This window comes from Pseudomonas paraveronii, assembly GCF_963681955.1.
Classification (GTDB): domain Bacteria; phylum Pseudomonadota; class Gammaproteobacteria; order Pseudomonadales; family Pseudomonadaceae; genus Aquipseudomonas; species Aquipseudomonas paraveronii.
Map to the genome: position 1 here is coordinate 6,224,611 of NZ_OY817130.1, position 25,563 is coordinate 6,250,173.

Here is a 25,563-nt window from a genome sequence, read left to right on the forward strand (position 1 = left end):
CGCGGCAGGAGCTCATCCTTTGCCGAGCATAGACGCCCTCGCCGATCGCTTATCGACCTACCTCGGCCCAGACCAGGTCAACCTGGTCCGCCGAGCGTATTTCTACGCCGAACAAGCCCACGACGGCCAACGCCGCCGCAGCGGCGAGGCGTATGTCACCCATCCTCTTGCGGTGGCCAATATTCTGGCCGACATGCACATGGACCATCAGAGCCTGATGGCCGCGATGCTGCATGACGTGATCGAAGACACCGGCATCGCCAAAGAAGCGCTCTGCGCGCAATTTGGCGACACCGTGGCCGAACTGGTCGATGGGGTCAGCAAACTGACCCAGATGAACTTCGAGACCAAGGCCGAAGCCCAGGCGGAAAACTTCCAGAAGATGGCGATGGCCATGGCCCGGGATATCCGGGTGATTCTGGTCAAGCTCGCCGACCGGCTGCACAACATGCGCACGCTGGAAGTGCTGTCCGGCGAAAAACGCCGGCGCATCGCCAAGGAAACCCTGGAAATCTACGCGCCCATCGCCAACCGGCTGGGCATGCACGCCATTCGTATCGAATTCGAAGACCTCGGTTTCAAGGCCATGTACCCGATGCGTTCGGCGCGCATCTACCAGGCGGTCAAGCGCGCCCGGGGCAACCGCAAGGAAATCGTCAACAAGATCGAAGAGTCCCTGAGCCACTGCCTGGCGATCGACGAGATCGAGGGCGAGGTCAGCGGACGGCAGAAGCACATCTACGGCATCTACAAGAAGATGCGCGGCAAGCGCCGGGCCTTCAACGAGATCATGGACGTGTATGCGTTCCGGATCATCGTCGACAAGGTCGACACCTGCTACCGCGTACTGGGCGCTGTACATAATTTGTACAAACCCCTGCCGGGACGCTTCAAGGACTACATTGCCATTCCCAAGGCCAACGGCTATCAGTCGCTGCATACCACGCTGTTCGGTATGCATGGGGTGCCGATCGAGATCCAGATCCGCACTCGGGAAATGGAAGAGATGGCCAACAACGGCATCGCCGCCCATTGGCTGTACAAGTCCAGCGGCGACGAGCAGTCCAAAGGCACCCACGCCCGCGCCCGCCAGTGGGTCAAAGGCGTGCTGGAAATGCAGCAACGTGCGGGCAACTCCCTGGAATTCATCGAGAGCGTGAAGATCGACCTGTTCCCGGACGAGGTCTACGTGTTCACGCCCAAGGGCCGGATCATGGAGCTGCCCAAAGGCTCCACGGCGGTCGACTTTGCCTACGCCGTACACACCGATGTCGGCAACAGTTGCATCGCCTGCCGCATCAACCGGCGCCTGGCCCCGCTGTCGGAACCGCTGCAAAGCGGCTCCACCGTGGAGATCGTCAGCGCACCGGGCGCCCGGCCGAACCCGGCATGGCTCAACTTCGTGGTCACCGGCAAGGCGCGTACTCATATTCGTCACGCCTTGAAACTGCAGCGCCGCTCCGAGTCCATCAGCCTGGGCGAACGCTTGTTGAACAAGGTGCTCAACGGTTTCGACAGCGCCCTGGAGAAGATCCCCGGCGAACGCGTGCAAGCGATGCTCAACGAGTACCGCCAGGAAACCATCGAAGACCTGCTCGAAGACATCGGCCTGGGCAACCGCATGGCCTATGTGGTCGCCCGTCGCCTGCTCGGCGAAGGCGAGCAATTGCCAAGCCCGGAAGGTCCGCTGGCGATTCGCGGCACCGAGGGCCTGGTGCTCAGCTACGCCAAGTGCTGCACGCCGATCCCGGGCGACCCGATTGTCGGTCACCTGTCGGCGGGCAAAGGCATGGTGGTCCACCTGGACAACTGCCGCAATATCAGCGAAATCCGCCACAACCCGGAAAAATGCATCCAGCTCTCGTGGGCCAAGGATGTCACCGGTGAATTCAACGTCGAGCTGCGGGTAGAGCTGGAGCACCAACGCGGCCTGATCGCCCTGCTGGCCAGCAGCGTCAACGCGGCCGACGGCAATATCGAAAAAATCAGCATGGACGAGCGCGATGGTCGCATCAGCGTGGTCCAACTGGTGGTCAGCGTACACGACCGCGTACACCTGGCCCGCGTGATCAAGAAACTGCGCGCCTTGACCGGTGTGATTCGCATCACCCGCATGCGTGCATAGCCCACCTCTTACAAGGAGTCATTCATGACCAAGACTGTTATCACCAGCGACAAAGCCCCAGCCGCCATCGGCACCTACTCCCAGGCGATCAAGGCAGGCAACACCGTCTACATGTCCGGCCAGATCCCGCTGGACCCAAAGACCATGGAACTGGTTGAAGGCTTCGAAGCACAAACCGTACAGGTCTTCGAAAACCTCAAGTCGGTCGCCGAAGCTGCCGGTGGTTCGTTCAAGGACATCGTCAAGCTGAACATCTTCCTCACCGACCTGAGCCACTTCGCCAAGGTCAACGAGATCATGGGCAAGTACTTCGAACAGCCTTACCCAGCCCGCGCCGCCATCGGCGTTGCTGCCCTGCCAAAGGGCGCACAGGTTGAGATGGACGCGATTCTGGTCATCGAGTAAAACACCCGGCGCAGCCTCCACAGGCTGCGCCGACTTCGTTTTAAAAGGATTTCATGATGCGCAAAGCGCTAGTAGCCTCTTCGTTGCTCGCCCTGTTGCTCGGCGGCTGCGCCAGCAACCCCGCCGACCTGGACGTGAGCGGCACCTGGATCAACCAGGTTGCCATCGACGCGGCAGCCAAGGGCGGCCCTTTGCGTGAAGCACTGCAGAGCTTTGGTCCGAACCTCGAATGGGACGTCAATACCAAGGCTTTGCAGGCCCGCTACTACAACGGTTTTGAAGTAGCGGAAGGCAAGTTGCTCAGTGAGAAGCCTGGCGCCTGGAGCGTCGACTTTTACGGCAGCGCCGCCACTGAACTCAAACGCAAAAGCAGGCAACTGCTGCAAGTGGCCAACGACAACGAGCCCGAACAGCTGTTTGCCCGCGCCAAGGAACCCGCACCGGAAGGCGCGCCATTGGGCGCCAACTTCGAGCGCGCGCTGTACGCCGCTTATATGGGCGGCGACTGGAAAATAGCCAGCGGCAATGGTGAAGGCGCCATCGTGCAGTTCCAGGCCAACGGCCAAGTCGCCGGCCTGCCGGGCGCCGATCGATATTCGTTGTGCCTGGCGGGTGATTGCGCCTCCATGAGCGGCGGCTACGACAGCATGTGGCTGCAACAGCACGGCGTGGGCAATCCGTGGATCTTTGCACGCAAGGGCAAGCAACTGGAAATCTTCCAGGCGATCAACACCGCGCAGGCTGATGAAGTGCCCTCGTTTACACCAGGGCCACGCCAGTGGTTACTGGAAAAACAATAACCGCCATCACACAGATCTGAATGTGGGAGGGGCTTGCTCCCTCCCACCCTTTCTGAACGCGGCTCAGCCCTTCAGGATCGCCGCATAGCCTTCACGATAACTCGGATACGTCGGCACCCAGCCCAACGCCTTCGCCCGGGCGTTGCTGCATTGCTTGCTCCCGGCACGGCGCACACTGGCGTCCTCGGACCACTGCGTCACACCCAGGTAATCGCGCAACCAGGCCACCACCTCGGCCAGCGGCGCCGGCGCGTCATCAACACCGATATAGATCTGATCCAGCGAACCGCCCTGCTCCACATGCCGCAACAAAAACGCCAGCAGGCCCGCCGCATCATCGGCGTGAATCCGATTGCCATATAAGGGCGGATCGATCGCCACGCGATAACCCTGGCGCACCTGAGTCAGCAGCCACTCACGGCCCGGCCCATAGATCCCCGTCAACCGCACGATGCTCGCCGGAATGCCGCTGTTCAGCGCCACTTGCTCGGCCTCCAGCATCACCTGCCCGGAATAGCCTTTTGCCTGGGTCTCAGATGTCTCGTCGACCCATTCGCCCTGCTGCTGCCCATACACACTGCTGCTGGACACAAATAGCAGATGCTTGGGCTCCTGGCCGTAATCCGTCAACCACTCCAACACATGCTGCAACCCTTGCACATACGCGGCGCGATAACCGGCTTCGTCGTGATCCGTCGCCGCCGCGCAATACACCAGGTAATCCACCCCGCCGATCGGCCAGGTGTCAGGGCAATCCTTATTGAACAGGTCACCGGCAATGCCGATCACGCCGTCGGGCAGGCGCGAAATATCGCGCCGCAGGCCATGAACCTCCCATTCCGAGGCGAGTAATTGGCTGGCCAGCCGGCTCCCCACATCGCCACAACCGGCAATCACAACAGAAGGCGCAGACATCACAAAACTCCGAACTGAAAGGTCTAGATTAGCCGTCACAAGAGACCAGCGGCCAGAAAAAGGGCAAATAAAGTTACTGCATTGCTTCTGTTAACAAGAATTACTTGCAATAATAACGGCCCATTTGTCCTCGACCTCATAGGGTCTGGAAGGACGATCACTCATTTTTTTCTCTTAGGTCCGGCCAGCATGACACGTCATACAAACCCCGCTTCGCCAACCAGGCTTCACAGTCCGTCTCGCGCCTGGCGCGCGATTACTGCGTTGCTGTTCAGCGTACTGCTGGCACCGACCGCCGCATTCGCTGATGCCACCGCACCGGCTGCTCCAGTTGCTGCCGAACAAAATGCTGCCGCCCCCGCCGCAGCGCCGGCCCAGGCTGCAGCGCCGGCCACCGCCGACGAACCCGGCGTAGTGCTGGAAGAGAACAACACCCTCGGCATGGCCCACGACCTGTCGCCGTGGGGCATGTACCAAAACGCCGACGTGGTGGTGAAAGCCGTGATGATCGGCCTGGCCATCGCCTCGATCATCACCTGGACCATCTGGATCGCCAAAGGCTTCGAGCTGCTGGGCGCCAAGCGCCGCCTGCGCGGCGAAATCGTCCACCTGAAAAAGGCCACCACCCTCAGGGAAGCGAGCGAGAGCGCGACCAAGAAGGGCACCCTGGCCAATACGCTGGTACACGACGCGCTGGAAGAAATGCGCCTGTCGGCCAACACCCGCGAAAAAGAAGGTATCAAGGAGCGCGTGGCGTTCCGTCTGGAGCGCCTGGTGGCAGCCTGCGGTCGTAACATGAGCAGCGGCACCGGCGTGCTGGCGACCATCGGCTCCACTGCGCCGTTCGTCGGCCTGTTCGGCACCGTGTGGGGCATCATGAACAGCTTCATCGGCATCGCCAAAACCCAGACCACCAACCTCGCCGTCGTCGCTCCCGGCATCGCCGAAGCCCTGCTGGCGACCGCCCTGGGCCTGGTTGCCGCGATTCCTGCGGTGGTGATCTACAACGTCTTCGCCCGTTCGATTGCCGGCTACAAGGCCCAGGTATCGGACGCGTCGGCAGAAGTCTTGCTGCTGGTCAGCCGCGACCTCGATCACCTGCCTACCGAGCGCAGCTCGCAACCGCACATGGTGAAAGTGGGGTAATCGGCCATGGGCCTGCATTTGAATCAAGGCGACGACGAACTCGTCGAGAACCACGAAATCAACGTCACGCCGTTTATCGACGTGATGCTGGTGCTGCTGATCATCTTCATGGTGGCGGCACCGTTGGCCACCGTGGATATCAAGGTCGACCTGCCCGCGTCCAGCGCCAAGCCTGCGCCGCGGCCGGAGAAACCGATTTTCCTCAGCGTCAAGGCGGACCAGCGCCTGTTCCTGGGCGAAGAAGAAGTCAAAACCGAAACCCTGGGGCCAGTGCTCGACGCCAAGACCCACGGCAAGAAAGACACGACGATCTTCTTCCAGGCCGATAAGGGCGTGGACTACGGCGATCTGATGAGCGTGATGGATGCCCTGCGGGCAGCCGGCTACCTCAAGGTCGGCCTGGTCGGACTTGAGACGGCAGCCAAGAAATGATCACGACGCGCCACAAACTGACGCGTTATGGCACCAGCCTCGCCGTCGTGCTGGGCGTGCATGCCATCGCGATCGCCATCGCGCTCCACTGGTCAGCGCCGCGCACGGTCCAACTGCCACCGGCGGCCATGGTCATTGACCTGGCGCCGATGCCCGCACCGCCGCCACCGGCACCGCCCAAGGTGGTCACGCCGCCGCAGCCGCCGGCCCCGGTGGAAGAGCTGCCGCTGCCGAAACTGGCCGAGGCGCCCAAGCCGACGATCCAGGTGCCCAAGCCGGTCAAACCCAAGCCCAAACCTCAGCCGCCCAAGCCGGTGGAGAAGAAGCCCGAACCGCCCAAGGAGAAACCTTCCGAAGCGCCACCGAGCGACACGCCGCCGACCAACACGCCAGCGGAAAAATCGGCCCAGCCCGCACCGGGTCCGTCGCCGCAACAGGTCGCCGCCAAAGCCTCCTGGGAAGGCGCCCTGCTGGCGCACCTGCAGAAGTACAAAAAGTACCCGCAAAGCGCTCTGAACAGTGGCAAGGAAGGCATGAATCGCTTGCGCTTCGTGGTCGATGCACAGGGCAATGTGCTGTCCTACGAGCTGGTGGGCCGCTCCGGCAACGCCAACCTGGACCGCGCCACCCTGGATATGATCCGTAATGCCCAGCCATTGCCCAAGCCACCGGCCGACATGGTAAAAAGCGGCAGCATTGAGATCGTCGCGCCGTTCGTTTACAACATCGAGAAGCGTCGCCGCTAAAGGCACGCGCAGGGCTGTGTGAGAGGGGGCTTGCTCCCTCCCACATTGGGTTTTATCGCTTCAGCAAAATCTCGCACATTCCCCGCTCAATCCTTATCAAAGTTCTGATAACGTGCGTCTATCGATTGCAGTCGGTATGCTTGGCTCGCAACCTCATGGACGCCCGCTATGACTCTTACAGAATTACGCTACATCGTGACCCTCGCCCAAGAACAACACTTCGGCCACGCGGCCGAGCGTTGCCACGTCAGCCAGCCGACGCTGTCGGTGGGTGTGAAAAAACTTGAAGACGAACTCGGTGTGCTGATTTTCGAGCGCAGCAAAAGCGCCGTGCGCCTGACGCCGGTCGGTGAAGGCATCGTTGCCCAGGCCCAAAAGGTTCTGGAGCAAGCCCAAAGCATTCGTGAACTGGCCCAGGCCGGCAAAAACCAGCTGACCGCGCCGCTGAAAGTCGGGGCCATCTACACCGTCGGCCCGTACCTGTTCCCGCACCTGATTCCGCAACTGCACCGCGTCGCGCCGCAGATGCCGCTGTATATCGAAGAGAACTTCACCCACGTGCTGCGCGACAAACTGCGCAACGGCGAGCTGGACGCGATCATCATTGCGCTGCCGTTCAACGAGGCCGACGTGCTGACCCTGCCGCTCTACGACGAGCCGTTCTACGTACTGATGCCGGCCTCGCACCCGTGGACACAGAAAGACACCATCGACGCCGGCCTGCTCAATGACAAGAGCCTGCTGCTGCTCGGTGAAGGCCACTGCTTCCGCGACCAGGTGCTGGAAGCCTGCCCGACCCTGACCAAGGGCCACGACGGCGCCAAACACACCACCGTCGAATCCAGCTCCCTGGAAACCATTCGCCACATGGTCGCCTCCGGCCTGGGCATCTCGATCCTGCCGCTGTCGGCGGTGGACAGCCATCACTACGCCCCAGGCGTGATCGCCGTGCGCCCACTCACGCCGCCGGTGCCGTTCCGTACCGTGGCGATCGCCTGGCGCGCCAGCTTCCCACGACCCAAAGCCATTGAGATCCTGGCCGACTCGATCCGCCTGTGTTCGGTGGCCAAGCCGCCTGCTGCGAGCTAAGCCGCAGTATGACTGAGCTGTCGCAGGTGTCGGTGACGGCGCTCAAGGGTGTCGGCGAAGCCATGGCCGAGAAGTTGGCCAAGGTCGGCCTGGAGAACCTTCAGGATGTGCTGTTCCACCTGCCCCTGCGCTACCAGGACCGCACCCGCGTGGTGCCCATCGGCCATTTACGTCCAGGGCAAGACGCGGTAATCGAAGGCACCGTCAGCGGCGCCGACGTGGTAATGGGCAAGCGCCGCAGTTTAGTCGTGCGCTTGCAGGACGGCACCGGTGGCCTGAGCCTGCGCTTCTATCATTTCAGCAACGCGCAGAAGGAAGGCCTCAAGCGCGGCACCCGCGTGCGTTGCTATGGCGAAGCACGCCCCGGCGCCTCCGGCCTGGAAATCTACCACCCGGAATACCGCGCCATTACCGGCGACGAGCCGCCGCCGGTCGACACCACCCTGACGCCGATCTACCCGCTGACCGAAGGCCTCACCCAACAGCGCCTGCGCCAACTGTGCCAGCAGACCCTGAGCATGCTCGGCCCGAAAAGCCTGCCCGACTGGCTGCCCGTGGAGCTGGCCCGCGACTATCAACTGGCGCCGCTGGACGATGCGATCCGCTACCTGCATCACCCGCCGGCCGACGCCGATGTCGACGAACTGGCCCTCGGCCATCACTGGGCCCAGCATCGCCTGGCCTTCGAAGAACTGCTGACCCACCAACTGTCCCAGCAACGCCTGCGCGAGAGCATGCGTTCCCTGCGCGCACCGGCGATGCCCAAGGCCACGCGCCTGCCCGCACAGTACCTGGCGAACCTCGGCTTTGCGCCGACCGGTGCCCAGCAACGCGTGGGCAATGAAATCGCCTACGACCTCAGCCAACCGGAACCGATGCTGCGCCTGATCCAGGGCGACGTCGGCGCGGGCAAGACCGTGGTCGCTGCCCTCGCCGCCTTGCAGGCGCTGGAAGCCGGTTACCAGGTGGCGCTGATGGCACCTACCGAGATTCTCGCCGAGCAGCACTTCATCACCTTCAAGCGCTGGCTCGAACCGCTGGGCCTGGAAGTCGCGTGGCTGGCGGGCAAACTCAAAGGCAAGCACCGCGCAACGGCGCTGGAACAGATCGCCGCCGGCGCCCCGATGGTGGTGGGCACCCACGCGCTGTTCCAGGACGAAGTGCAGTTCAAAAACCTTGCGCTGGTGATCATCGACGAACAGCACCGCTTCGGCGTGCAACAGCGCCTGGCCCTGCGCCAGAAAGGCGTGGGCGGACGCATGAGCCCGCACCAATTGATCATGACCGCCACACCGATCCCGCGCACCCTGGCCATGAGCGCCTACGCCGACCTCGACACCTCGATCCTCGACGAACTGCCGCCCGGCCGCACCCCGGTCAATACCGTGCTGGTCACCGACACGCGGCGCGTGGAAGTGATCGAGCGGGTACGCGGCGCCTGTGCCGAAGGCCGTCAGGCGTATTGGGTATGCACACTGATTGAAGAGTCCGAAGAGCTGACCTGCCAGGCCGCCGAGACCACTTACGAAGACCTCACCAGCGCCTTGGGCGAACTCAAGGTCGGGCTGATCCACGGGCGCATGAAGCCAGCGGAAAAAGCCGCGGTGATGGCTGAGTTCAAGGCCGGTAACCTGCAATTGCTGGTGGCCACCACGGTGATCGAGGTCGGGGTGGACGTGCCCAACGCCAGCCTGATGATCATCGAAAACCCCGAGCGCCTGGGCCTGGCGCAACTGCACCAGTTGCGCGGCCGCGTCGGCCGGGGCAGCGCGGCCAGTCACTGCGTGTTGCTGTATCACCCGCCGCTGTCACAGGTCGGTCGTCAACGCTTAAGTATCATGCGTGAAACAAATGACGGCTTTGTCATCGCCGAAAAAGACCTCGAACTGCGCGGCCCCGGCGAAATGCTCGGCACCCGCCAAACCGGCCTGTTGCAATTCAAGGTCGCCGACCTGATGCGCGACGCCGACCTGCTGCCGGCGGTGCGCGACGCGGCCCAAGCCTTGCTCGAGCGCTGGCCGGATCACGTCAGCCCGCTGCTGGACCGATGGCTCCGGCATGGGCAGCAATACGGCCAAGTGTGACGCCTGTTTCACTTATCCGACCAACATATGTATCAAGCTGGTTATACTCCGAAGACTGTACGAAATTGGATCAGGCCATGTCAGAAGCTGCCCACACCACCGCACCGCTGACCGCACCAGCGGTTATTCGGGCGCTGCTCGCGAAGCTCTCCATCAGCTACACGGAAGTCACCGAACATCCGGGCCTGAACCCTGCGCGAAAGGTCCAGGCGGTGCTGCTGGAGGATGCGGTGGGCGCACTTATGGTGCTGTTCCCTCAAAGCCAGTTGCTCGACCTCAACCGCCTCACCGAACTCACCGGCCGCCGCCTGACGTCGGTGTCACCGGAGCGTATCGAACGCATGCTGGGCAAGCACGACCTGAGCCTGCTGCCCGGCCTGCCGGCGCTGACCAGTTCACCTTGCCTGTATGAAGGCAGCCTGCTGGATGAGCCGAGCCTGCTGGTTCACTCGGGCGAAGCCGGTTTGCTGCTGGAGATCGCCAGCGTCGACTTCAAGACCATGCTGACCAAGGCCAGCGCCGCGCAATTCGGCGAGCCGCTGAGCAACATCCGCCCCAACCTCGACCGGCCCAATGATGACCGCGAGGAGATCTCCCAGGCCATGCAGGCGTTTACCGCCCGACGCATCCAACAGCGCCTGGAAGCGACCATCGAGATTCCGCCGCTGGCCGACACCGCGCAGAAGATCATCAAACTGCGCGTCGACCCCAACGCCACCATCGAAGACATCACCAGCGTGGTCGAAACCGACCCGTCGCTGGCCGCCCAAGTGGTCAGCTGGGCCGCCTCGCCCTATTACGCCTCGCCGGGCAAAATCCGCTCGGTGGAAGACGCGATCGTGCGTGTGCTGGGCTTCGACCTGGTGATCAACCTGGCGCTGGGCCTGGCCCTGGGCAAAACCCTGAGTCTGCCCAAGGACCATCCGCACCACGCCACACCGTACTGGCACCAGTCGATCTACACCGCCGCCGTCATCGAAGGCCTGACCCGCGCGATGCCGCGCGCGCAACGCCCGGAAGCCGGCCTGACCTACCTGGCCGGCCTGCTGCACAACTTTGGTTATCTGCTGCTGGCCCACGTATTCCCGCCGCACTTCTCGCTGATCTGCCGACACCTGGAGGTCAACCCGCACCTGTGCCACAGCTTTGTGGAGCAACACTTGTTGGGGATCAGCCGCGAGCAGATCGGCGCCTGGTTGATGCGCTACTGGGACATGCCGGACGAACTGTCCACCGCCCTGCGCTTCCAGCACGACCCGTTCTACGACGGCCAATACGCCGAGTACCCGAATCTGGTGTGCCTGGCCGTGCGCCTGCTGCGCAGCCGAGGCATCGGGTCCGGGCCGGATGAAACCATCCCCGACGAGTTGCTTGAACGTTTGGGCTTGAGCCGTGACAAGGCTGAAGAAGTCGTGGCCAAGGTGCTGGATGCCGAGGTGCTGTTGCGCGAATTGGCCTCGCAGTTCAGCCAGGGCTGAATCGGTAGCTTGTTAGATCGCTATCGGGGGCAAGCCCCCTCCCACATTTTGATCTGCGAACACGCTCAAGTGTGGGAGGGGGCTTGCCCCCGATGAATCCACCTCGATCTACTTCTTTTTCTTCGGCTTCAAATACTTGGTCAACCCCTGGAACCAGATCACCAGCGCCGGGTTGCCCTTGATCTGAATCGACTTGTCCTGAATCCCCGTCATGAACGCCAGTTGCTTGTTCTTCGCCTGCATCGTGGCGAAGCCGTAGGCGGCATCTTTAAAGGCAATGGCGAAGGCCGGCGCGGGGTGAACCCCCGAACGGCTGGTGATGCGCTGGTCTTTGACGATGAAATGACGGGCAACCTTGCCGTCGAGGGTCTGCAACTGGAACGCCAGGTCTTTGTCACCCAACTGCTGCTGGAACGCAGGGTTGGTGCGACTGGCTTTGCCCATCATCAGGCCCAGTACCCAGAGGAGAAAACGAAATTTCATGCACACGGCCTCGGTGTAATTATTGAGTGGCCGCAGCAGTGTAACAATTTGCCGAAAGAACGCCACCGACCTCGCGCTTTAGCCGGAGATCGGTTGGCGTTTAACGCTTATAGCAACAACTTGCTTATACGTTCGGGCAAGGTACCGGTGCCCAGTCGGCCAGGTTTGGATCGCGGCAAGTGCCTTCGATCTGCGCTTTACCGGCGCTGGCGACCTGCTTGCTTTCAGCTTGCTTGGTCTGGGCAGTCTGGAAGGTTTTTTCGGTGGCGACCGCTTCTTTCGGCACCACAGGCAGCGGCGGACGCTTGGTCACGACTTTGCTGGTCGATTTGCCTTTCTTGGCCGGTACGACCGCCGGAGTGGCATCCGCTGTCGCCACGGTGACCACGTCATTGCGCTGCACGCCAACCTGTTGCAGGTCTTTCTCGTAAGCCTGGGTGTAGTTGTTCAGGTCTTCACTGGCTTTGCCATTGACCGCGACGATCAGGTCATTGGATTCCTTCAGGCCGGAAACGATTTCCGCCAGGCGCTTGCGGCCTTCGGTGTCGTTGACGGTCTTGGCTTTACGGTCGGCCACCAGCTTGGTGAACGCGCTCTGGTAGCACTGCTGGGAGGCCTTGGCGTAGGCGGTGCTGCGATCGATGTCGGAGGCGCTTTTGTTCACATCAGCCGCGTAGGACGCAATGCGCTGGTTGTCATCGGCGACCTGCTTCTGACGCTCGGTGTAGTAACCCGCCGCGCCGCCGACCAGGGCGCCGCCCGCAGCACCAATCGCTGCGTTACGGCCGCGCTTCTCGGAGTCGCCGGTCAGGGCGCCGAGCAATGCACCGCCGGCAGCGCCGATGGCCGCGCCGGTGACGACCGACTTGGTCATGTCCGAATCGGTCGTGCGCAGGTGCTGTACCGGCTCATAGCAGTTCGGGTAGTACTCGACCTTGGTGCTCGACGCGACCTTGGAGGCCGGCGACGTGGCACAACCAGTCAACACGGTGCTGAAACCGGCCGCGATCAGCAGCAGGTGACGCTTGGAAACCGCCTTACGGGAAAAAAGCATAGATGTGTTCTCTTTTAAGTTTGACTTGCCCAGCACGGCCCACCGCCGCCTGAGTCCCTTCCAAGCTCGCCCGCAAGCCAACGGTCAAGACCGCTGACCGCTGGCTGCGAGCAATTCCTTCAAGATCGTTGCCGGGTCGGCCCGCTGTTGCTTGCGGTAGTCGCCGACATGGCGAACGAACAGTGTCGCGCGCGTCACCAGGCTTTTGCCGAGCACTGGCTTGCGATCCAACTCTTCCTTGATCCGTTGAAACTGCGCCTGGATCACCGCATCGGTGTAGCGCGTGCCGGTGGCCAGGTTGTCGATATAGATCGCCACCGCACCGTCGAGCGCACTGCGCCCGTTGGCGATGGCCGTGGCAAACAGCTGCGCGCTGGCCTCGTCCTTGGCATCCACGGCCTGCTGGCGACTCTTTTGCAGGTTGATCAGGCGGATGTTGTAGTTGTTGATGGTCTCCGCCACCAACGCCGCCGACTGAATCAGGTTGCCCGCCGCTTCTTCGCGTTGCTGGGCGATCAGCGAGACGTTGCGCTTGAGCTCTTCGTTGACCAGCCCCAGCTCGGCTTGCAGCCGCGGGTCGACGCTGGCGGCGATGATGCTGTCCAGGCGCTTGGTCGGGTCCTGGGCGTCATCGATGGCATCGGTCAGCGAGGCCAGGCGGCCCTCTTTCTGCCACTGCGCGAACAGCTCCTTGTAGCGCGAACGCGGTGCCGACAGCGCGCCAATCGCCACGCGAAAACCGGTGGTCTCGTTGCTTTGCTCGGTGCCGTCGGCGGCGAACAACGGGTACTCACGGCGCATGCCAGTGAACAGCGTGCCCTCGCCTTCCAGGTAATTGCCGCCCTTGACCACAAAGCCCCCGTAGGCGCCCTGGCGACGCCCGGCATGCACCAGTTGGAAGGATTCCTGGACCATTTCCGCCGCGTTGCCGATCACATCGAACATACCGATCGGGTTGGGCAATTTGGTGCCGATGGGCATCAATCGTGCGGCCTGGCCGGTGCCGCCGGCGACCTGGTTGAACACCGCCCAATCGGCCAGCGTGCCGTCGCTTTCACTGCCCTCGATACGCCGGGGGAACAGGCGCCCTTCCAAGTCCTGGCGACTCACGGCCTGCCCCCCGCGCGCGGCGAATTCCCACTCCACTTCGGTGGGCAGGCGCACAAAACCAAGGCCGCCGTCGTCGGCAGAAGCGCCGCGCCCGCTGACCGGCAGCAACTCGCGGTGGTATTTCATCAGCCAGGCGCTGTACACCGCAGAGAAGCGCTCGGCTTCAAAGCGCGACAGCTTGACCTTGGGCAAACGCCCGGCCATGCCGCTGGGCGCATCGCACGCGGGCGCCGGTTCGCCACTGGCCAGCGATTGCGCCTGGGACATCACCTGGGCGTATTGACGCGCGGTCACTTCGTACTTGCCGATGAAGTACAGCATCGGCTTGAGCGGGGTCTTGGCGTCGGTCTTCGGCATCAAGGGCGCGATGACTTTATTCCAGTCTTTGGGCAGGTCCTTGAGGCTGAACTGGCCGTTGATGAAGTCGCGGCGATAGCCGGAAATAAACGACTGCTGATAGCCCGCCTCGCCTTCGGCAAACGGGTAGCCGAGGCTGATCTCGCGGTCGTCCAATGTGCCTTGGGCCAGCACATAGACGTAGCGGAACAGCAGGTTGCCTTCGCACGGCAGCGGCAGGCTGACGTCGCCCGGCAACGGCTTGGGGTTGTCGAGCTTATCGCTGGCTTCATCGGCCCAGGCCAGTGAGGCCAGGCTCAGCGCCAGGGCGGCGCCCAGTAACTTATACATCTCGGATTCCTTCAGAAGCCTGGATACGCGCCACGCGCCAACCGCCACAGGCCGCCGCCACGGCGCTGACGCCGAGCACAGCAAGCAGGGCCAGGCCGTAATGACGCACCAACAGGTGGCTGGCGTGTTCACCCGGCACCTGCACGAATAATTGATTCAACCCCGCCTCGGCCAGGCCATACAGACCCGCACTGAACACGGCAGCCAAGCCAGCGCTGTAGAGCGCCTGCAGCACCACAAAGCGCAACAGCGCGGCGGTGGAAAAGCCCAACAGGCGCAACACCGACAACTCCCTGCGCTTGCGCGCCACGGCGGCCAGCGCCCCGGCGAAGATCGCCGCGAACGCCCCGGCCAAGGCCAACCCGGCGATGATCCAGAACACGATCGACAGGTTGCGGCTCAACGACTGCACCTGGGCGATGCTCAATGCCTGAGTCGACACCAACAGATTCTGTCCGGCGAAATACACCCGCAGCGGCTCCACATCGGTGAGGTTGCGCGCGTACAGGCGAAACGCCGGATACACCCGCTGCTCGCCCACGCCGACCGCGTCGCCGTCCCAGCCCAGCGCCGCGACGGCGCGGCCATCGCGGTAGTCTTCCACCGCTTCCAGCAGGCTCAATTGGGCAAACAGACCGTCGCGGGCGAAAGCCTCCAGCGGCAGTACCGCGAGCACCTGCAAGCGTGTACGCCGGGCTTCGACGCGCCCCGCGACTTGACGCGCAAAACTGGTTTCCAGCCAATCCCCCGGCCGCGCCGCGAGCTTCTCGGCGGCGGTGTGGCTCAGCACGATCTGCTCCAGGCCCTGGGGCATCGGCAAACCTTTGAGCAGCGGATCGCCCGGCGCGGTCGGCAGCATTTCCAGGGTCAATGTGCCCACCTGCGCGGTCGCCGCGATCTGCCGCGTGCGCGGGATGGCGAACGCCACATCACCGCGCTGGCCCAACTGCTCGACAAAGGCGCGGCTGAATCGACCACCGCCCAACGGAATAATTTCGCGGGTGGCGGGGTCGGTCTCCAGGCGCTCGGTCAAACTGCTGACCAGTCCGAATTTCAGGCCAAATAGCACCAGCAACGGCGCGATAACGGCGACCAGCGCCAGCACCGAGCAGGCCGACAGCCACGCATCGTTGCGGTAATCCTGCCAAGCCAGGGAAGCCACCAAGCCGAGGCGCATCAGCACACCTCCCCGAGGGTGGCGGTGACGCCGCCGTCGCTGTCGCGGCGGCAAGCGATGCGGCGCACCTGCAAGCCGCTGGCGCGGGCCAGGGGTTCGTCATGGGTGGCGATCACGCAAGCGGCGCGGTGTTCACGAGCGCGGGCCAACAGCGCCTGCATCACCCGTTCGGCGTTAAGCGGGTCGAGGGACGCGGTCGGCTCATCGGCCAAGACCAATTGCGGCGCATGGGCCAGGGCGCGGGCGCAGCTCACGCGCTGGCGTTGGCCGACCGACAGCGCCGCCGGCTTCTTGGCCAACTGATCGCTGATCTCCAATTGCTCGGCCAGGCGCGCCACGCTGCCATCGTCCTTTAACCCCAGCAATTGCCGGGGCAGGGCGATATTGCTGCGCACATCGAGAAAACCCAGCAAACCGCCGGTTTGCAGCACATAACCGAGGTGCCGGCTGCGCAGGTCGGCCAAGGCGGTCTGTCGATCGGCGCGCCACAAGCCGCCGATGTCGGTCTGATTGAATTCAAACCGGTCCATCTGATCCGGCGCGAGCACCAGGGCCAGCAGGTCGAGCAAGGTGCTTTTGCCACACCCGCTCGGCCCGACAATCGCCACTTGCTCACCCGCGCGCAGGTGCAACGCCGGAATCACCAGGCTATAGCGCTGGCTACCGACGCCCCGGCTCTTGTGGACCGCGTTCAGGTTCAGCATTACGGCAGCGTCGACAAGGGCACGCGGTACAACGCATCGCCCGGCTCGGCAGCGCCGAAACGGACCCAGTTGGCCAGGTCATTGTGGAAGGTTTCATAGAGGCGGATCTTCGAATCCAGCTCGTCGATAAAGTCTTCCTGCTCGGCCACGCTCAACGACAGCCATAGATCCTGGGTCATGTTCAGCGACTTGCTGCGGTACGGCAGGCCTTCCAGGTATTCGCCGAGAATGCCGCCATCGGCCAGGTTGCCGCCCTTGCGCAGGGCCTGCGGATCGCGGCTCATATAGGCCGAGGCGCTGGCGATTTCCTGGAAGAAGTCTTTGGGCGAGGTCTGGGTTTTGCGGGCGGCGTCGACGATCAGTTTCAGCGACTGCTGCAAGTCGTTGAGCTGCAATTTGCTCAACATCACGCACACCTGGAACGCCGGCAGCGCCGGGTTGGTCAGGTCGCGGTCGGCGGTCCAGGCGCTGACCAACTGCGGCGCCTGGCTTGCAGTTTTGCGCCCGAGGAAGTCCATGTGCATGGCGTAGCCGATGGCGGCGGATTTATCCGCCAGGCTCGGCGCGGCACTCAACAACGGCACCGGCTGCGGCGTGTTACTGCGCACCTGATGCACCAGGTTGGCGAACACCGTGCCGATCTCATCGACGCGCTCGCCCAACTTGCGCACATCGCCACCCGGCACCGGCGTGTACAGGTCGCCGATCTGCGGGTTGGCGTCGGCGGTGAGGATGCGGTACTGGCTTTCGGCGCCGCCATGGGTTTTCTTGCCAGCATCGGTGCGCAGGTGCAGGGCGTAGATCTTGATCTGCTTGCCCAGCGCCGCCTGGCGCACTTCGGCTTCGTTCATCTGGGTGGCGGCGAACGGGTCGTTCTTGCGCAGCGCGCCAGCGTCGGTGACCAGCAGGATCAGACGGCCGCCATAGCCGGACCAGTCCATGCCTTCCACCGCCTGCATCACTCCGGCAAACGCGTCCTCGTTGAAAGAATGACTGGACACGCTGGACGCCTTGACCTCACGCGCCAGGTCGAGGAAGCGCTGCGGGTCGCGGCCCTGGTCGAGGGTGATCAGAGTCTTGGCCACGTATTCCAGGCCTGGGGTTTTCTTGATGCTGCTGCGAAAACCCACCAGGCCGAAACTGACGCTGTCCAACTCGCCCCGTTCGGCGATGCGGGTTTGCAGTTCGTGGACCACATCGCGGATCTGGTCGATATACGGCTGCATCGACACGGTGGTGTCGACCACCAAGACCACGGCGGTGCGGAAGGCATCGGCGTTGGCGTTGATTACCGGGGTCGCGGGCTTGGCGAGCGCGCTGCTGCCGGGGTCGATGGACGCGACGTTGAGCAACTGCACCGGCTGGCCGTTTTCGTCGAAGCTCTCTTTGGAATCGAAGATCGGCAACAGGTAGAACTGGTTCTGCGGCACGGCGCTGGCGGCCGGTTCCAGGGCCAGGACCTGACCGTTGTCGTCACGGTTGTTCTGCGCCTTGGCCAGCACGCCTTTGGCGGCGGCGGGATCGGCCAGCAGCTTTTCCACGTCGCCGGATTGACGCAGGAACATCACCGGCGCCCGGCCGGAGCGTTCGGTGAACTTGAGCACCAGGCTTTGCTTCCAGTCGCTGACCTGGGCGGCCGGCAACCAGCCGTCGCTGCGCCCATCGGTGGCGGCGCCGACGCGCACCCACGGGCTGCCGTCGACGTCCTTGCGCTGATACACGTAGAGCACGGAAAACGCCGGCAGGGCTTTGCCTGGCGCGCTGCCGGCAGCGCTGGAGAGTTTCGCGCCGGGCTTGCTGAGCACGCGCTGGAACAGGGTTTTCTTGCCCGCCATCAGCAAGGGGCGTTGACCACCGTCCACGTCGGCGACCACGACAGGCGGCGCGACCTTGGGCGCTCCAGCAGCCGGCGGCTTGGCAGGCATATCGCTACCGCTCAACCACCAGTAACTGGCGCCACCGATCGCCAACGCGACGGCGATCGCCACGGCGGCCAACGCCAACACCGGCCCACGGCGCTGCTCGGACACCGTATGGTGTGGGGTTGGCGGCACCACCGGCTGACGCACCGGTTGCGGCTTGTCCGTCGGTATCTCGATGGATTGCGGGGTGATGCCGGCCAGATCGAAACTCAGCGGAATCGGCAACGGCCGCACCAGCGTGGCGTCCGGCGACTCCGTCGGCAGTTGATCCAGCGCCAGCAGCAACGCCGCCGCATCCGGGAAACGCTCATTCGGGTCTTTGGCCAACAGCTTGCGCAGCACCTCTTGATAACGCCCGTGATGCAGCGGCAGCTCCGGCAGCGGCTCGGTCAGGTGGGCCAAGGCCGTGGAGAGCGCATCGGTGCCGTTATAAGGCAACTTGCCGACGAGGATCTCGTAAAGCACCACGCCCAGCGCATACAGGTCCGCACGGCCATCGATTTCCTGGCCCCGCGCCTGTTCCGGGCTCATGTAGCTCGGCGTGCCCACGGCGAAACCGGCCTGGGTGAACTGGGTGCGGTCGTCCAGGGATTTAGCGATGCCGAAGTCCGACAGCACGGCGGTGCCATCGGCGCGGAACAGAATGTTCGCCGGCTTGACGTCACGGTGGACCAGCCCCCGGGCATGGGCGTAACCCAGGGCCGACGCGATCTGGCGGATCAGCGTGAGGCCTTGCTCCGGCGTGAGGCCGGCGGCGATGCGCTCCTTGAGCGTGCCGTTGGGCAGGTATTCCATGGCCATGTAATACAGCTCACCGACATTGCCGATGTCATGGATGGTCACCGTATGCGGGTGCGACAGCCGCGCCAGGGTCTTGCCCTCGCGCAAAAAACGCTCGCAGAAACTCGGGTCCGCCGCCAGCGCTGCAGCCATCACCTTTAGCGCGACCTTGCGCTCCAGCGAGCGCTGGGTCGCCAGGTATACGCTGGCCATGGCGCCCTCGCCGATCTCGCCTTCGATGTCGTAGCCCGGGATCACGATGTTCATGCCGATACCTTCACGACGATGGCGGTGATGTTGTCCGGTGCGCCTCGGTTAAGCCCCAGGTGGACCAGGCTGCGCACGATTTCATCCGGTGCGTCATGGTTGAGCACTTCACGGATCTCATGATCTTCGACGGTCTTGTTCAGGCCATCGCTGCACAGCAGGTAGCTGTCGCCGGGGGCGATCAGCAGGTCGACCACCGCCAGTTCCAGTTGGGCTTCCACGCCGATGGCACGGGTGACGATGTTGGCGCGCGGATGCACACGGGCATCAGCCTCGCTGAGCAGGCCGCTGTCTTGCAGGTCCTGCACGTAGCTGTGGTCGCGGGAGATGCGGTCGAGCACGCCGTCGCGCAGGCGATACAGGCGACTGTCGCCGGCCCACAGGCACACGCCGCGCAAGCCGCGTGCGGCGAACACCACCACGGTGCTGCCCATCATGGTCACGCCACGGTTGGCGGTTTCTTCACGCACGGCCGCGTTGACGCGGATCAGGTCATTGCGCAAGGCCGCCGAGTATTCCTCGAGGGAACGCCCCAGCGGCACACTGCGCAGGCTGTCGACGATCAGGCTGCTGACGAAATCCCCGGCGGCATGCCCGCCCATGCCGTCGGCCACCACCCACAGGCGATTCTCGGGCAGGTCCAGGCACGCGTCTTCATTGACCTGGCGAACCATGCCCACATGGCTTTTGCTCGCGGATTTGTACGTCGACCCCATCTACATCACACCTTCTTGTCCGAGCAAAAACTGCGCAAAATCGCGGGTGGCAGGCAAGCCCTGACACCGCAATAAACCCGGGGAAATCGTCTGCGAACCACGACCCCACCATAGGCTGGCGCCGTCGCAGGCCTGTTCGGCGAGCGCGGTCATGCGTGCATGGGGCACGGTGGCGGCGACCCGCTGTAGCCCGGCGAAACGGCTGTCCACCGCGCGCAGTTCAGTCGCCGGCAAGCCCAGGCTGTCGACGCCGTCGTTGAAGCGTTCGAAGGTGGCGCCGGCGTCCAGGGTGCTGAGCAGCAGCTCTTCGGCCTCTTCAAACCAGCGGTCCGGGCCACCCACCAGGGACGCCGGGTTGGTGTCGTGATCGAGCAACGCGACCACGGCCAGCGGGAAATACCGCCCGACCCGGTCGATGCTCGGCATCACCACGCCCGCCGCCGCGTTCGGCCCGCACACGCCGGGCGCGAGCACAAAGCGCCACAGCGGGCTGACCAGGTACACGTTGAGCCAGTCGGCACCCAGGCTGTGTTGGCTGGCGAGCAAACCCGCCGCCAGCCAGCTGTCCCACGGGCCGATAAAACTCTGCGGTAAGGCGCGGCTGACAAAATCCCCGCGGCTGGCCAGCTTGCCGTAGAAGCCCAGCGTCGTCATAACCGCTCCGGCAGGCTGAAGCCACTGAGCACGCGGCTCTTGAACGGGTTGAAGGCGCTGTTGGCGCGCAATTCGTAGGCGATGCTCGCACCGTCGACCCGCAGGCGCAGGCTGAAGCGGTCCGGCGCATTGCCGGGCGTGAGGTCCGATTGTTCGAGCAGGCGGAACCAGGCCCACGGGCCGTCCAGGGTCACGCCGGAACGGCCGCTGGCCGACGGTGGCATGATCGAAATACGCACCACGCCAATGCTGCCGGGGTTCGGCCACTGCATCGCCACCGGGCGGCTCGGGCCGTGGTCGTAGCTCAATTGCTGGCCGTCGAGGTCAAGCAGGAACTGGGTGATGCTGGCGTCCATCGCCACCGGTTTGAGCTCGAAACGCACGATCGGCTGAGTACCGCCTGCGCGAAAGAACGCGTCACGGATCGTCGCGGCACGCTGGAAGGTTTGCAGCACGCCCGGCGCAATCCCGAGTTTCTGCGCCGCGCCCGGCTGCCAGCGCCAGGTCTGTGCGGACGTATCCACGTAGGGCTGCAGGTATTTGCGGAAGTAGTTATCCATCACCCCGCCCACGCCGAAGAACTGGCCGAAATCATCCAGCGTGGCGTCACGCGCGCTGCCCGGCGACATCGGATAACGCCCGGCCAGCGACTGGCGATACACATTCACCACTTCGCTGACCCAGGCCGCGTTCAGTTGGTTACGCACGCCGCCCATCATGCTGTTGGTGGTCGAGTTGACCACCGACTTGACCATGCCCTGCACCAGCGGCGGCTGGCGCTCGGCGTTCAGGCTGACCCGCGTGGCTGCAGCCGCCGCCTGGTTCTTCGCCTCGCCGAGCAAGGCATCGCCGCTGGCGCCGACCATGGCGCTGACTTGCACATACAGCGCGTTCATGTCGGCCAGCAGGCCGTCGATGGCCGCCGGCTCGCCTTCGTTCTTGCTGACGATGCTGTTGAGCTCGGCAAAGTGCGCGGTCACCGGGTCGTCCGCCGTGGCCGGCGCATTCGCGCTGGGCTGCTCCTGGCCGAGCAGGTTGCCCAGGCGCTCCTTGAGCTTGTCCACACCGCCTTCAACCGGCACGCCTTTGGCCGCCAACTGGCGCTCTTGCGCCTGCAAGTCGGTTTCCCTGGCCACCGCCACCAGCAGCTTTTTCAGCGGCGAAGTCGGCCCGGAAATCACTCGCAGTACGTCCGCCGCCTGGGCCACGCTGGTGATCGGCACAAAGTCGATGTCGGCGAGCAACGCATCCCACTGACGCTGATAGTCCTGGAAGTACAGGCGGCGCACGTCGGCAGCCAGGCTGACCACGTTCTGCTGGTCGGCCTGTTCCTGGCCGAGCACCCATTGCTCTTCGGCCAGGGTGCCGGTCTGGTTCAGGCTGCTCAGCAGGAATGCCTGGCGATAGCCTTTGGCGGTGAAGAAACCACTCAGCGGCTCGCCCAACGGCTTGCCGCTTTTGCGGCTGAACACCAATGCGGCGTCGCGGCCGGCGGCTTCGTTGAGGCGGAAGTCTGGAATGCCATCGGGCAGTTTCTGGCGTTTGACCCGGTCATACACGCGCTGGGCCACCGGCAGTTGTTGCAACTGCCGACGCAGGTCGTCGATCAAGCGCGGGTCGAGGCGTGCGCTCGGCGGGTGGCGTTCGAACAACGCCTGCATGTGTTCGGCCAGCGCCTGGCGCTGATCGGCCGGCAAATCGCGCGGCAGGTTGCGGTCCCAGTCGAGGGCGATCCAGGCTTTGATGAAGTCCGGGTCGTAATGCTCGGTGTCGGCGAGCATCAGGTAGGCCTTGAGGCCTTCGTAGAGGAAGTCGGAATTGCCGCCGCCGTGCAGTTGCTCCTCGATGCGCGTCACCAGGCGTGGCGCGAAGACGGCAATCAACAGCTTGCGATAGACGCTGGCGGATTCGGCTTCGAGCATATCGCCTTGATACAGGCCCAGGCCCTCGGACCAACTTGGCGAATCACCGGCAAGGTGTTTCACCGCGTTGAGCAACGGCAGCACGGCGAGCACTTCGCGCTGTGCCGGGCTGAGGTTCTGTACGGCCTGGCCCAGGGGCGCGACCTTCTGGTCGACCTGGGCGATATACGCCTGGTTGGCGCGATAACTGACCCACCACAGGCTGCTGACCCCGATCACCAGCGCCACGGTGGCCGCGAGCACACCGCGCGCGATCCATTTGCGCCGCCGTTCGACCTGCGGGTTGACGCCCACCAGCCCGCGCTCGGCAAAGGCTACCGCGCTGAACAGTTTTTCGATGAAGTAACTGCGCCCGCTGCCGCTCTGGCGCGCCAGGTGCTGACGGTCCAGGTTCATGCTCTGGGCCATCGCGCCGATCAAGCGATCGATCGGGCTACCTTCCTGGGTGCCGCTGGTGAAGTACACGCCGCGCAGCAATACGCGCTCTTCAAAGGCGTTGGGTTTGAACACGCCTTCGAGGAAACCTTGCAGGCAATCTTTCAATGCGCCGAACTGCTGCGGGAAGCCGTAGATCAGGTCGCGCCGCGCCGGGTCGCGCTCCTGTTGCAGGCGTTCGACCAGGCGTTCGTTGAGGCGCTGTTCGAGGCCGGCGAATTCGCTTTGCAGGTGGGCCAGCGGGCTGTCGCCCTGCTTGCCGTCGTCCAGGGCAAAGGTCATGCCCCACACCTGGGCGCGCTCCTCTTTGCTCAGGTTGTCGAAAAACTCCATGAAGCCCGGCACCAGGTCGAGCTTGGTCAGCATCAGGTAGATCGGGAAGCGCACGCCCAGTTGGGTGTACAGCTCCTGGATACGCAGGCGAATCGCCGCCGCATGGGCAGCGCGTTCGGCATCGCTGCCCAGCAGCAGGTCCGACAGGCTGATGGCGATAAAGGCGCCATCGATCGGGCGGCGCGAACGCTGCTTTTTCAACAGGTCGAGGAAGCCCAGCCAGGCGGCTTTGTCCACCGTGGAGTTGCTGTCCTGGGTGGTGTAGCGGCCGGCGGTGTCGAGCAATACGGCCTGGTCGGTAAACCACCAGTCGCAGTTGCGCGTGCCGCCGACGCCGCGCACCGCACCGGCACCCAATTGGGCCGCCAGCGGGAAATGCAGCCCGGAATTGACCAGCGCGGTGGTCTTGCCCGAACCCGGCGGGCCGATGATCACGTACCACGGCAGTTCGTAGAGGTTGCGCCGCTCGTCACCGCCGAGCTTGGCTTTTTTCAGCAGGGCCAGGGCTTCGTCCATGCGCTGGCGCAGGCTGGTGAGTTCTTCGGCGGTGGCGACGCTGTTGGGGTCGGCCGGCGTTTGCGCGGCCAGGCTGCGCATCACTTCGGCGGCCTGGTGGCGGGCCTGGAGGATGCGGAACACGCGGTAGGCGAGCCACACCGCAAACACCAGGATGATCAGCGCCCAGCGCCGCCCTTCGGGCATCAGTACGTCGAGCAACGGCCCGACAAACCAGATGATCAGGCTCAGGGCGATCAGGCCCAGCAACGGGATCACCCAGCGAATCATGAAACTGAAAAACGCCTTCACTCGACGCCCTCCGCGAGTACGGTGATTTCAACCCGGCGATTGCGGGCACGGCCTTCTGCGGTGGCGTTGGTGGCCACCGGCTCAGTGTCGCTTCGGCCCTCGGCACTGAAGCGCTCGCCCTGGCCGGTCTTGGCCGCAAGGATCTCCAGCACCGACTTGGCCCGCGCTTCGGACAAGGCCCAGTTGGACGGGAAGCGCAGCGTGGCAATCGGGCGGTTGTCGCTGTGCCCGGTGACGCGCACCTGGCCCTTGACCTTGCGGATCGCGTCGGCGATGCGCAGCATCAACGGCTGGTAGTCATCGACGATGCTGGAGCTGGCCGAGGCAAAAAGCTCATCACCGCGGATCGTCACGACGGAACGGTCGACCTTGTCTTCCACCGCGACGCGACCGGCCTTGATGTCTTCCACCAGAAAACCGGCGAGGCGCGGGCGCTCGATCACTTTCGGCTGCGCCACGGGGCGGTCGATGGCCTGCACCGGGATCTCGCCCAGGGCATGGATATTCTTGAACACCGGCTCGGCGTCCGCGGCCAGCTTCAGGCGCAGGCCGAACAGCAACGCCAGCAGCAGCGCCAGGCCGATGGCCACAGCGATCCACGGCGGCACGAACTGCGCCAGGCGATCGCGTACCACGCTCACGCCGCGCCAGTGCGGCGACAGTTCGCGCTCATGCTCGCCACGCGCGCTGCGAATTGCCGCCGCGGTGCGTTCACGCAGGGCTTCCAGTTGGCTGCGCCCATCGTTCATCACGCGGTAGCGACCTTCGAAACCCAGACACATGCACAGGTACAACAGTTCCAACAGGTACAAGCGCTCGCGTGGGCTTTGCAGGCAATGGTCGAGTAGCTGGAAGACCTTTTCACCGCCCCAGGCTTCGTTGTGGACGGTGATCAGCAGGCTCTGCTTGCCCCAATCGCTGGTGCTGCCCCACGGCGTGCTCAACACGGCCTCATCCAGGGCGGTACACAGGGCGTAACGCGCCAGCAGCACTTCGTTGCGTGCCACGCCAGCAGCTTCGGCGCGCTCTTCGAACTGGCGCAGGTAGGCCAGCAACTGCGCACGCAAACTGGCCGGCGCCGGATGGGCGATGGTGTTGCGCAGGCGTGTCAGCAACGCCAGCAGCGGGCCGGCGGCGCTTTCCAGCGGATTCAGGCCTTGGCTTTTGCCGGTCAGGATCGGCGCGGCCGGCATCGACAGCGGTGCCGGTTCGGCACACGCAGGAGCAGGCTCCCGGCCACCCGGGCGCGGCATGAACTGGGTGCGGTCATCATCATTGGGGTGCATCGCGGA

Annotated in this window: 20 protein-coding genes; 9 read left to right on the plus strand and 11 right to left on the minus strand. The window is 64.0% G+C overall.

The window, feature by feature from the left end; all coding sequences use genetic code 11:
- The first annotated feature begins 19 nt into the window (after nucleotides 1-19).
- Genes spoT through U5A08_RS28965 form a run of 3 tightly spaced genes read left to right on the plus strand, consistent with a single transcriptional unit; the run spans nucleotide 20 to nucleotide 3,330 of the window.
- Complete coding sequence (spoT, locus tag U5A08_RS28955) at nucleotides 20-2,125, plus strand: bifunctional GTP diphosphokinase/guanosine-3',5'-bis pyrophosphate 3'-pyrophosphohydrolase (protein ID WP_253400124.1); 2,106 nt, start codon at nucleotides 20-22, stop codon at nucleotides 2,123-2,125.
- A 24-nt stretch (nucleotides 2,126-2,149) separates the two neighbouring features.
- Nucleotides 2,150-2,530: a RidA family protein gene (locus U5A08_RS28960; protein ID WP_003176922.1), complete on the plus strand. Its 381-nt coding sequence runs from the start codon at nucleotides 2,150-2,152 to the stop codon at nucleotides 2,528-2,530.
- A gap of 56 nt (nucleotides 2,531-2,586) precedes the next feature.
- The gene (locus U5A08_RS28965; protein ID WP_247398368.1) at nucleotides 2,587-3,330 is read left to right on the plus strand and encodes a hypothetical protein; all 744 of its coding nucleotides are present in this window, start codon (nucleotides 2,587-2,589) and stop codon (nucleotides 3,328-3,330) included.
- Nucleotides 3,331-3,393: 63 nt separating this feature from the next.
- Here U5A08_RS28965 and U5A08_RS28970 read toward each other — a convergent pair whose 3' ends face one another.
- Nucleotides 3,394-4,245, minus strand: coding sequence for an SDR family oxidoreductase (locus U5A08_RS28970; protein WP_247398370.1), 852 nt, complete (start codon nucleotides 4,243-4,245; stop codon nucleotides 3,394-3,396).
- Between the two features lie 189 nt (nucleotides 4,246-4,434).
- Here U5A08_RS28970 and exbB point away from each other — a divergent pair, with 189 nt between their 5' ends.
- The 6 genes from exbB to U5A08_RS29000 all read left to right on the plus strand — a co-directional run bounded on the left by exbB (nucleotide 4,435) and on the right by U5A08_RS29000 (nucleotide 11,220).
- Nucleotides 4,435-5,391, plus strand: a complete 957-nt coding sequence (gene exbB, locus U5A08_RS28975) for a tonB-system energizer ExbB (protein WP_321849535.1) — start codon at nucleotides 4,435-4,437, stop codon at nucleotides 5,389-5,391.
- Between the two features lie 6 nt (nucleotides 5,392-5,397).
- Nucleotides 5,398-5,823 (plus strand): TonB system transport protein ExbD, encoded by a 426-nt coding sequence (gene exbD, locus U5A08_RS28980; RefSeq protein ID WP_247408689.1) that lies wholly within the window; start codon nucleotides 5,398-5,400, stop codon nucleotides 5,821-5,823.
- Nucleotides 5,820-6,569 carry an energy transducer TonB family protein gene (locus U5A08_RS28985; RefSeq protein WP_321849536.1) on the plus strand — a complete coding sequence of 250 codons (750 nt, stop codon included), beginning with the start codon at nucleotides 5,820-5,822 and terminating at the stop codon, nucleotides 6,567-6,569. The genes exbD and U5A08_RS28985 overlap by 4 nt, the downstream gene beginning before the upstream one ends.
- Before the next feature lie 168 nt (nucleotides 6,570-6,737).
- Nucleotides 6,738-7,658 (plus strand): hydrogen peroxide-inducible genes activator, encoded by a 921-nt coding sequence (locus U5A08_RS28990; RefSeq protein WP_247406180.1) that lies wholly within the window; start codon nucleotides 6,738-6,740, stop codon nucleotides 7,656-7,658.
- An 8-nt stretch (nucleotides 7,659-7,666) separates the two neighbouring features.
- Nucleotides 7,667-9,742, plus strand: a complete 2,076-nt coding sequence (gene recG / locus U5A08_RS28995; protein ID WP_253400127.1) for an ATP-dependent DNA helicase RecG — start codon at nucleotides 7,667-7,669, stop codon at nucleotides 9,740-9,742.
- 77 nt (nucleotides 9,743-9,819) lie between these two features.
- Nucleotides 9,820-11,220 carry an aminoacyl-tRNA deacylase and HDOD domain-containing protein gene (locus U5A08_RS29000; protein ID WP_321849538.1) on the plus strand — a complete coding sequence of 467 codons (1,401 nt, stop codon included), beginning with the start codon at nucleotides 9,820-9,822 and terminating at the stop codon, nucleotides 11,218-11,220.
- 108 nt (nucleotides 11,221-11,328) lie between these two features.
- Here U5A08_RS29000 and U5A08_RS29005 read toward each other — a convergent pair whose 3' ends face one another.
- The 10 genes from U5A08_RS29005 to U5A08_RS29050 all read right to left on the minus strand — a co-directional run bounded on the left by U5A08_RS29005 (nucleotide 11,329) and on the right by U5A08_RS29050 (nucleotide 25,557).
- The gene (locus U5A08_RS29005) at nucleotides 11,329-11,703 is read right to left on the minus strand and encodes a helicase (protein ID WP_094774023.1); all 375 of its coding nucleotides are present in this window, start codon (nucleotides 11,701-11,703) and stop codon (nucleotides 11,329-11,331) included.
- Between the two features lie 124 nt (nucleotides 11,704-11,827).
- Nucleotides 11,828-12,757 carry a type VI secretion system-associated lipoprotein TagQ gene (tagQ, locus tag U5A08_RS29010; RefSeq protein ID WP_276195459.1) on the minus strand — a complete coding sequence of 310 codons (930 nt, stop codon included), beginning with the start codon at nucleotides 12,755-12,757 and terminating at the stop codon, nucleotides 11,828-11,830.
- 84 nt (nucleotides 12,758-12,841) lie between these two features.
- Nucleotides 12,842-14,554 carry a formylglycine-generating enzyme family protein gene (locus U5A08_RS29015; protein ID WP_321849541.1) on the minus strand — a complete coding sequence of 571 codons (1,713 nt, stop codon included), beginning with the start codon at nucleotides 14,552-14,554 and terminating at the stop codon, nucleotides 12,842-12,844.
- Nucleotides 14,547-15,731: an FtsX-like permease family protein gene (locus tag U5A08_RS29020; RefSeq protein WP_253400132.1), complete on the minus strand. Its 1,185-nt coding sequence runs from the start codon at nucleotides 15,729-15,731 to the stop codon at nucleotides 14,547-14,549. Before U5A08_RS29020 ends, U5A08_RS29015 begins: the two co-directional genes overlap by 8 nt.
- The gene (locus tag U5A08_RS29025; protein WP_321849543.1) at nucleotides 15,731-16,435 is read right to left on the minus strand and encodes an ABC transporter ATP-binding protein; all 705 of its coding nucleotides are present in this window, start codon (nucleotides 16,433-16,435) and stop codon (nucleotides 15,731-15,733) included. Before U5A08_RS29025 ends, U5A08_RS29020 begins: the two co-directional genes overlap by 1 nt.
- Nucleotides 16,435-19,404: a serine/threonine-protein kinase gene (locus U5A08_RS29030; protein WP_321849545.1), complete on the minus strand. Its 2,970-nt coding sequence runs from the start codon at nucleotides 19,402-19,404 to the stop codon at nucleotides 16,435-16,437. Before U5A08_RS29030 ends, U5A08_RS29025 begins: the two co-directional genes overlap by 1 nt.
- On the minus strand, nucleotides 19,401-20,120 hold the full coding sequence (locus tag U5A08_RS29035; RefSeq protein ID WP_253400135.1) for a PP2C family protein-serine/threonine phosphatase: 720 nt from the start codon (nucleotides 20,118-20,120) through the stop codon (nucleotides 19,401-19,403). The genes U5A08_RS29030 and U5A08_RS29035 overlap by 4 nt, the downstream gene beginning before the upstream one ends.
- Complete coding sequence (gene tagF / locus U5A08_RS29040) at nucleotides 20,121-20,774, minus strand: type VI secretion system-associated protein TagF (protein ID WP_321849547.1); 654 nt, start codon at nucleotides 20,772-20,774, stop codon at nucleotides 20,121-20,123.
- Nucleotides 20,771-24,271 carry a type VI secretion system membrane subunit TssM gene (tssM, locus tag U5A08_RS29045; protein ID WP_321849548.1) on the minus strand — a complete coding sequence of 1,167 codons (3,501 nt, stop codon included), beginning with the start codon at nucleotides 24,269-24,271 and terminating at the stop codon, nucleotides 20,771-20,773. Before tssM ends, tagF begins: the two co-directional genes overlap by 4 nt.
- Nucleotides 24,268-25,557, minus strand: coding sequence for a DotU family type VI secretion system protein (locus U5A08_RS29050; protein ID WP_321849550.1), 1,290 nt, complete (start codon nucleotides 25,555-25,557; stop codon nucleotides 24,268-24,270). Before U5A08_RS29050 ends, tssM begins: the two co-directional genes overlap by 4 nt.
- Nucleotides 25,558-25,563 lie beyond the last annotated feature (6 nt).

Coding starts and splice junctions, on each gene's coding strand:
- U5A08_RS28960 (WP_003176922.1), top strand. CDS start 2,150: ATGACCAAGACTGTTATCACCAGCGACAAAGCCCCAGCCGCCATCGGC.
- U5A08_RS28965 (WP_247398368.1), top strand. CDS start 2,587: ATGCGCAAAGCGCTAGTAGCCTCTTCGTTGCTCGCCCTGTTGCTCGGC.
- U5A08_RS28970 (WP_247398370.1), bottom strand. CDS start 4,245: ATGTCTGCGCCTTCTGTTGTGATTGCCGGTTGTGGCGATGTGGGGAGC.
- exbB (WP_321849535.1), top strand. CDS start 4,435: ATGACACGTCATACAAACCCCGCTTCGCCAACCAGGCTTCACAGTCCG.
- exbD (WP_247408689.1), top strand. CDS start 5,398: ATGGGCCTGCATTTGAATCAAGGCGACGACGAACTCGTCGAGAACCAC.
- U5A08_RS28985 (WP_321849536.1), top strand. CDS start 5,820: ATGATCACGACGCGCCACAAACTGACGCGTTATGGCACCAGCCTCGCC.
- U5A08_RS28990 (WP_247406180.1), top strand. CDS start 6,738: ATGACTCTTACAGAATTACGCTACATCGTGACCCTCGCCCAAGAACAA.
- recG (WP_253400127.1), top strand. CDS start 7,667: ATGACTGAGCTGTCGCAGGTGTCGGTGACGGCGCTCAAGGGTGTCGGC.
- U5A08_RS29000 (WP_321849538.1), top strand. CDS start 9,820: ATGTCAGAAGCTGCCCACACCACCGCACCGCTGACCGCACCAGCGGTT.
- U5A08_RS29005 (WP_094774023.1), bottom strand. CDS start 11,703: ATGAAATTTCGTTTTCTCCTCTGGGTACTGGGCCTGATGATGGGCAAA.
- tagQ (WP_276195459.1), bottom strand. CDS start 12,757: ATGCTTTTTTCCCGTAAGGCGGTTTCCAAGCGTCACCTGCTGCTGATC.
- U5A08_RS29015 (WP_321849541.1), bottom strand. CDS start 14,554: ATGTATAAGTTACTGGGCGCCGCCCTGGCGCTGAGCCTGGCCTCACTG.
- U5A08_RS29020 (WP_253400132.1), bottom strand. CDS start 15,731: ATGCGCCTCGGCTTGGTGGCTTCCCTGGCTTGGCAGGATTACCGCAAC.
- U5A08_RS29025 (WP_321849543.1), bottom strand. CDS start 16,435: ATGCTGAACCTGAACGCGGTCCACAAGAGCCGGGGCGTCGGTAGCCAG.
- U5A08_RS29030 (WP_321849545.1), bottom strand. CDS start 19,404: ATGAACATCGTGATCCCGGGCTACGACATCGAAGGCGAGATCGGCGAG.
- U5A08_RS29035 (WP_253400135.1), bottom strand. CDS start 20,120: ATGGGGTCGACGTACAAATCCGCGAGCAAAAGCCATGTGGGCATGGTT.
- tagF (WP_321849547.1), bottom strand. CDS start 20,774: ATGACGACGCTGGGCTTCTACGGCAAGCTGGCCAGCCGCGGGGATTTT.
- U5A08_RS29050 (WP_321849550.1), bottom strand. CDS start 25,557: ATGCACCCCAATGATGATGACCGCACCCAGTTCATGCCGCGCCCGGGT.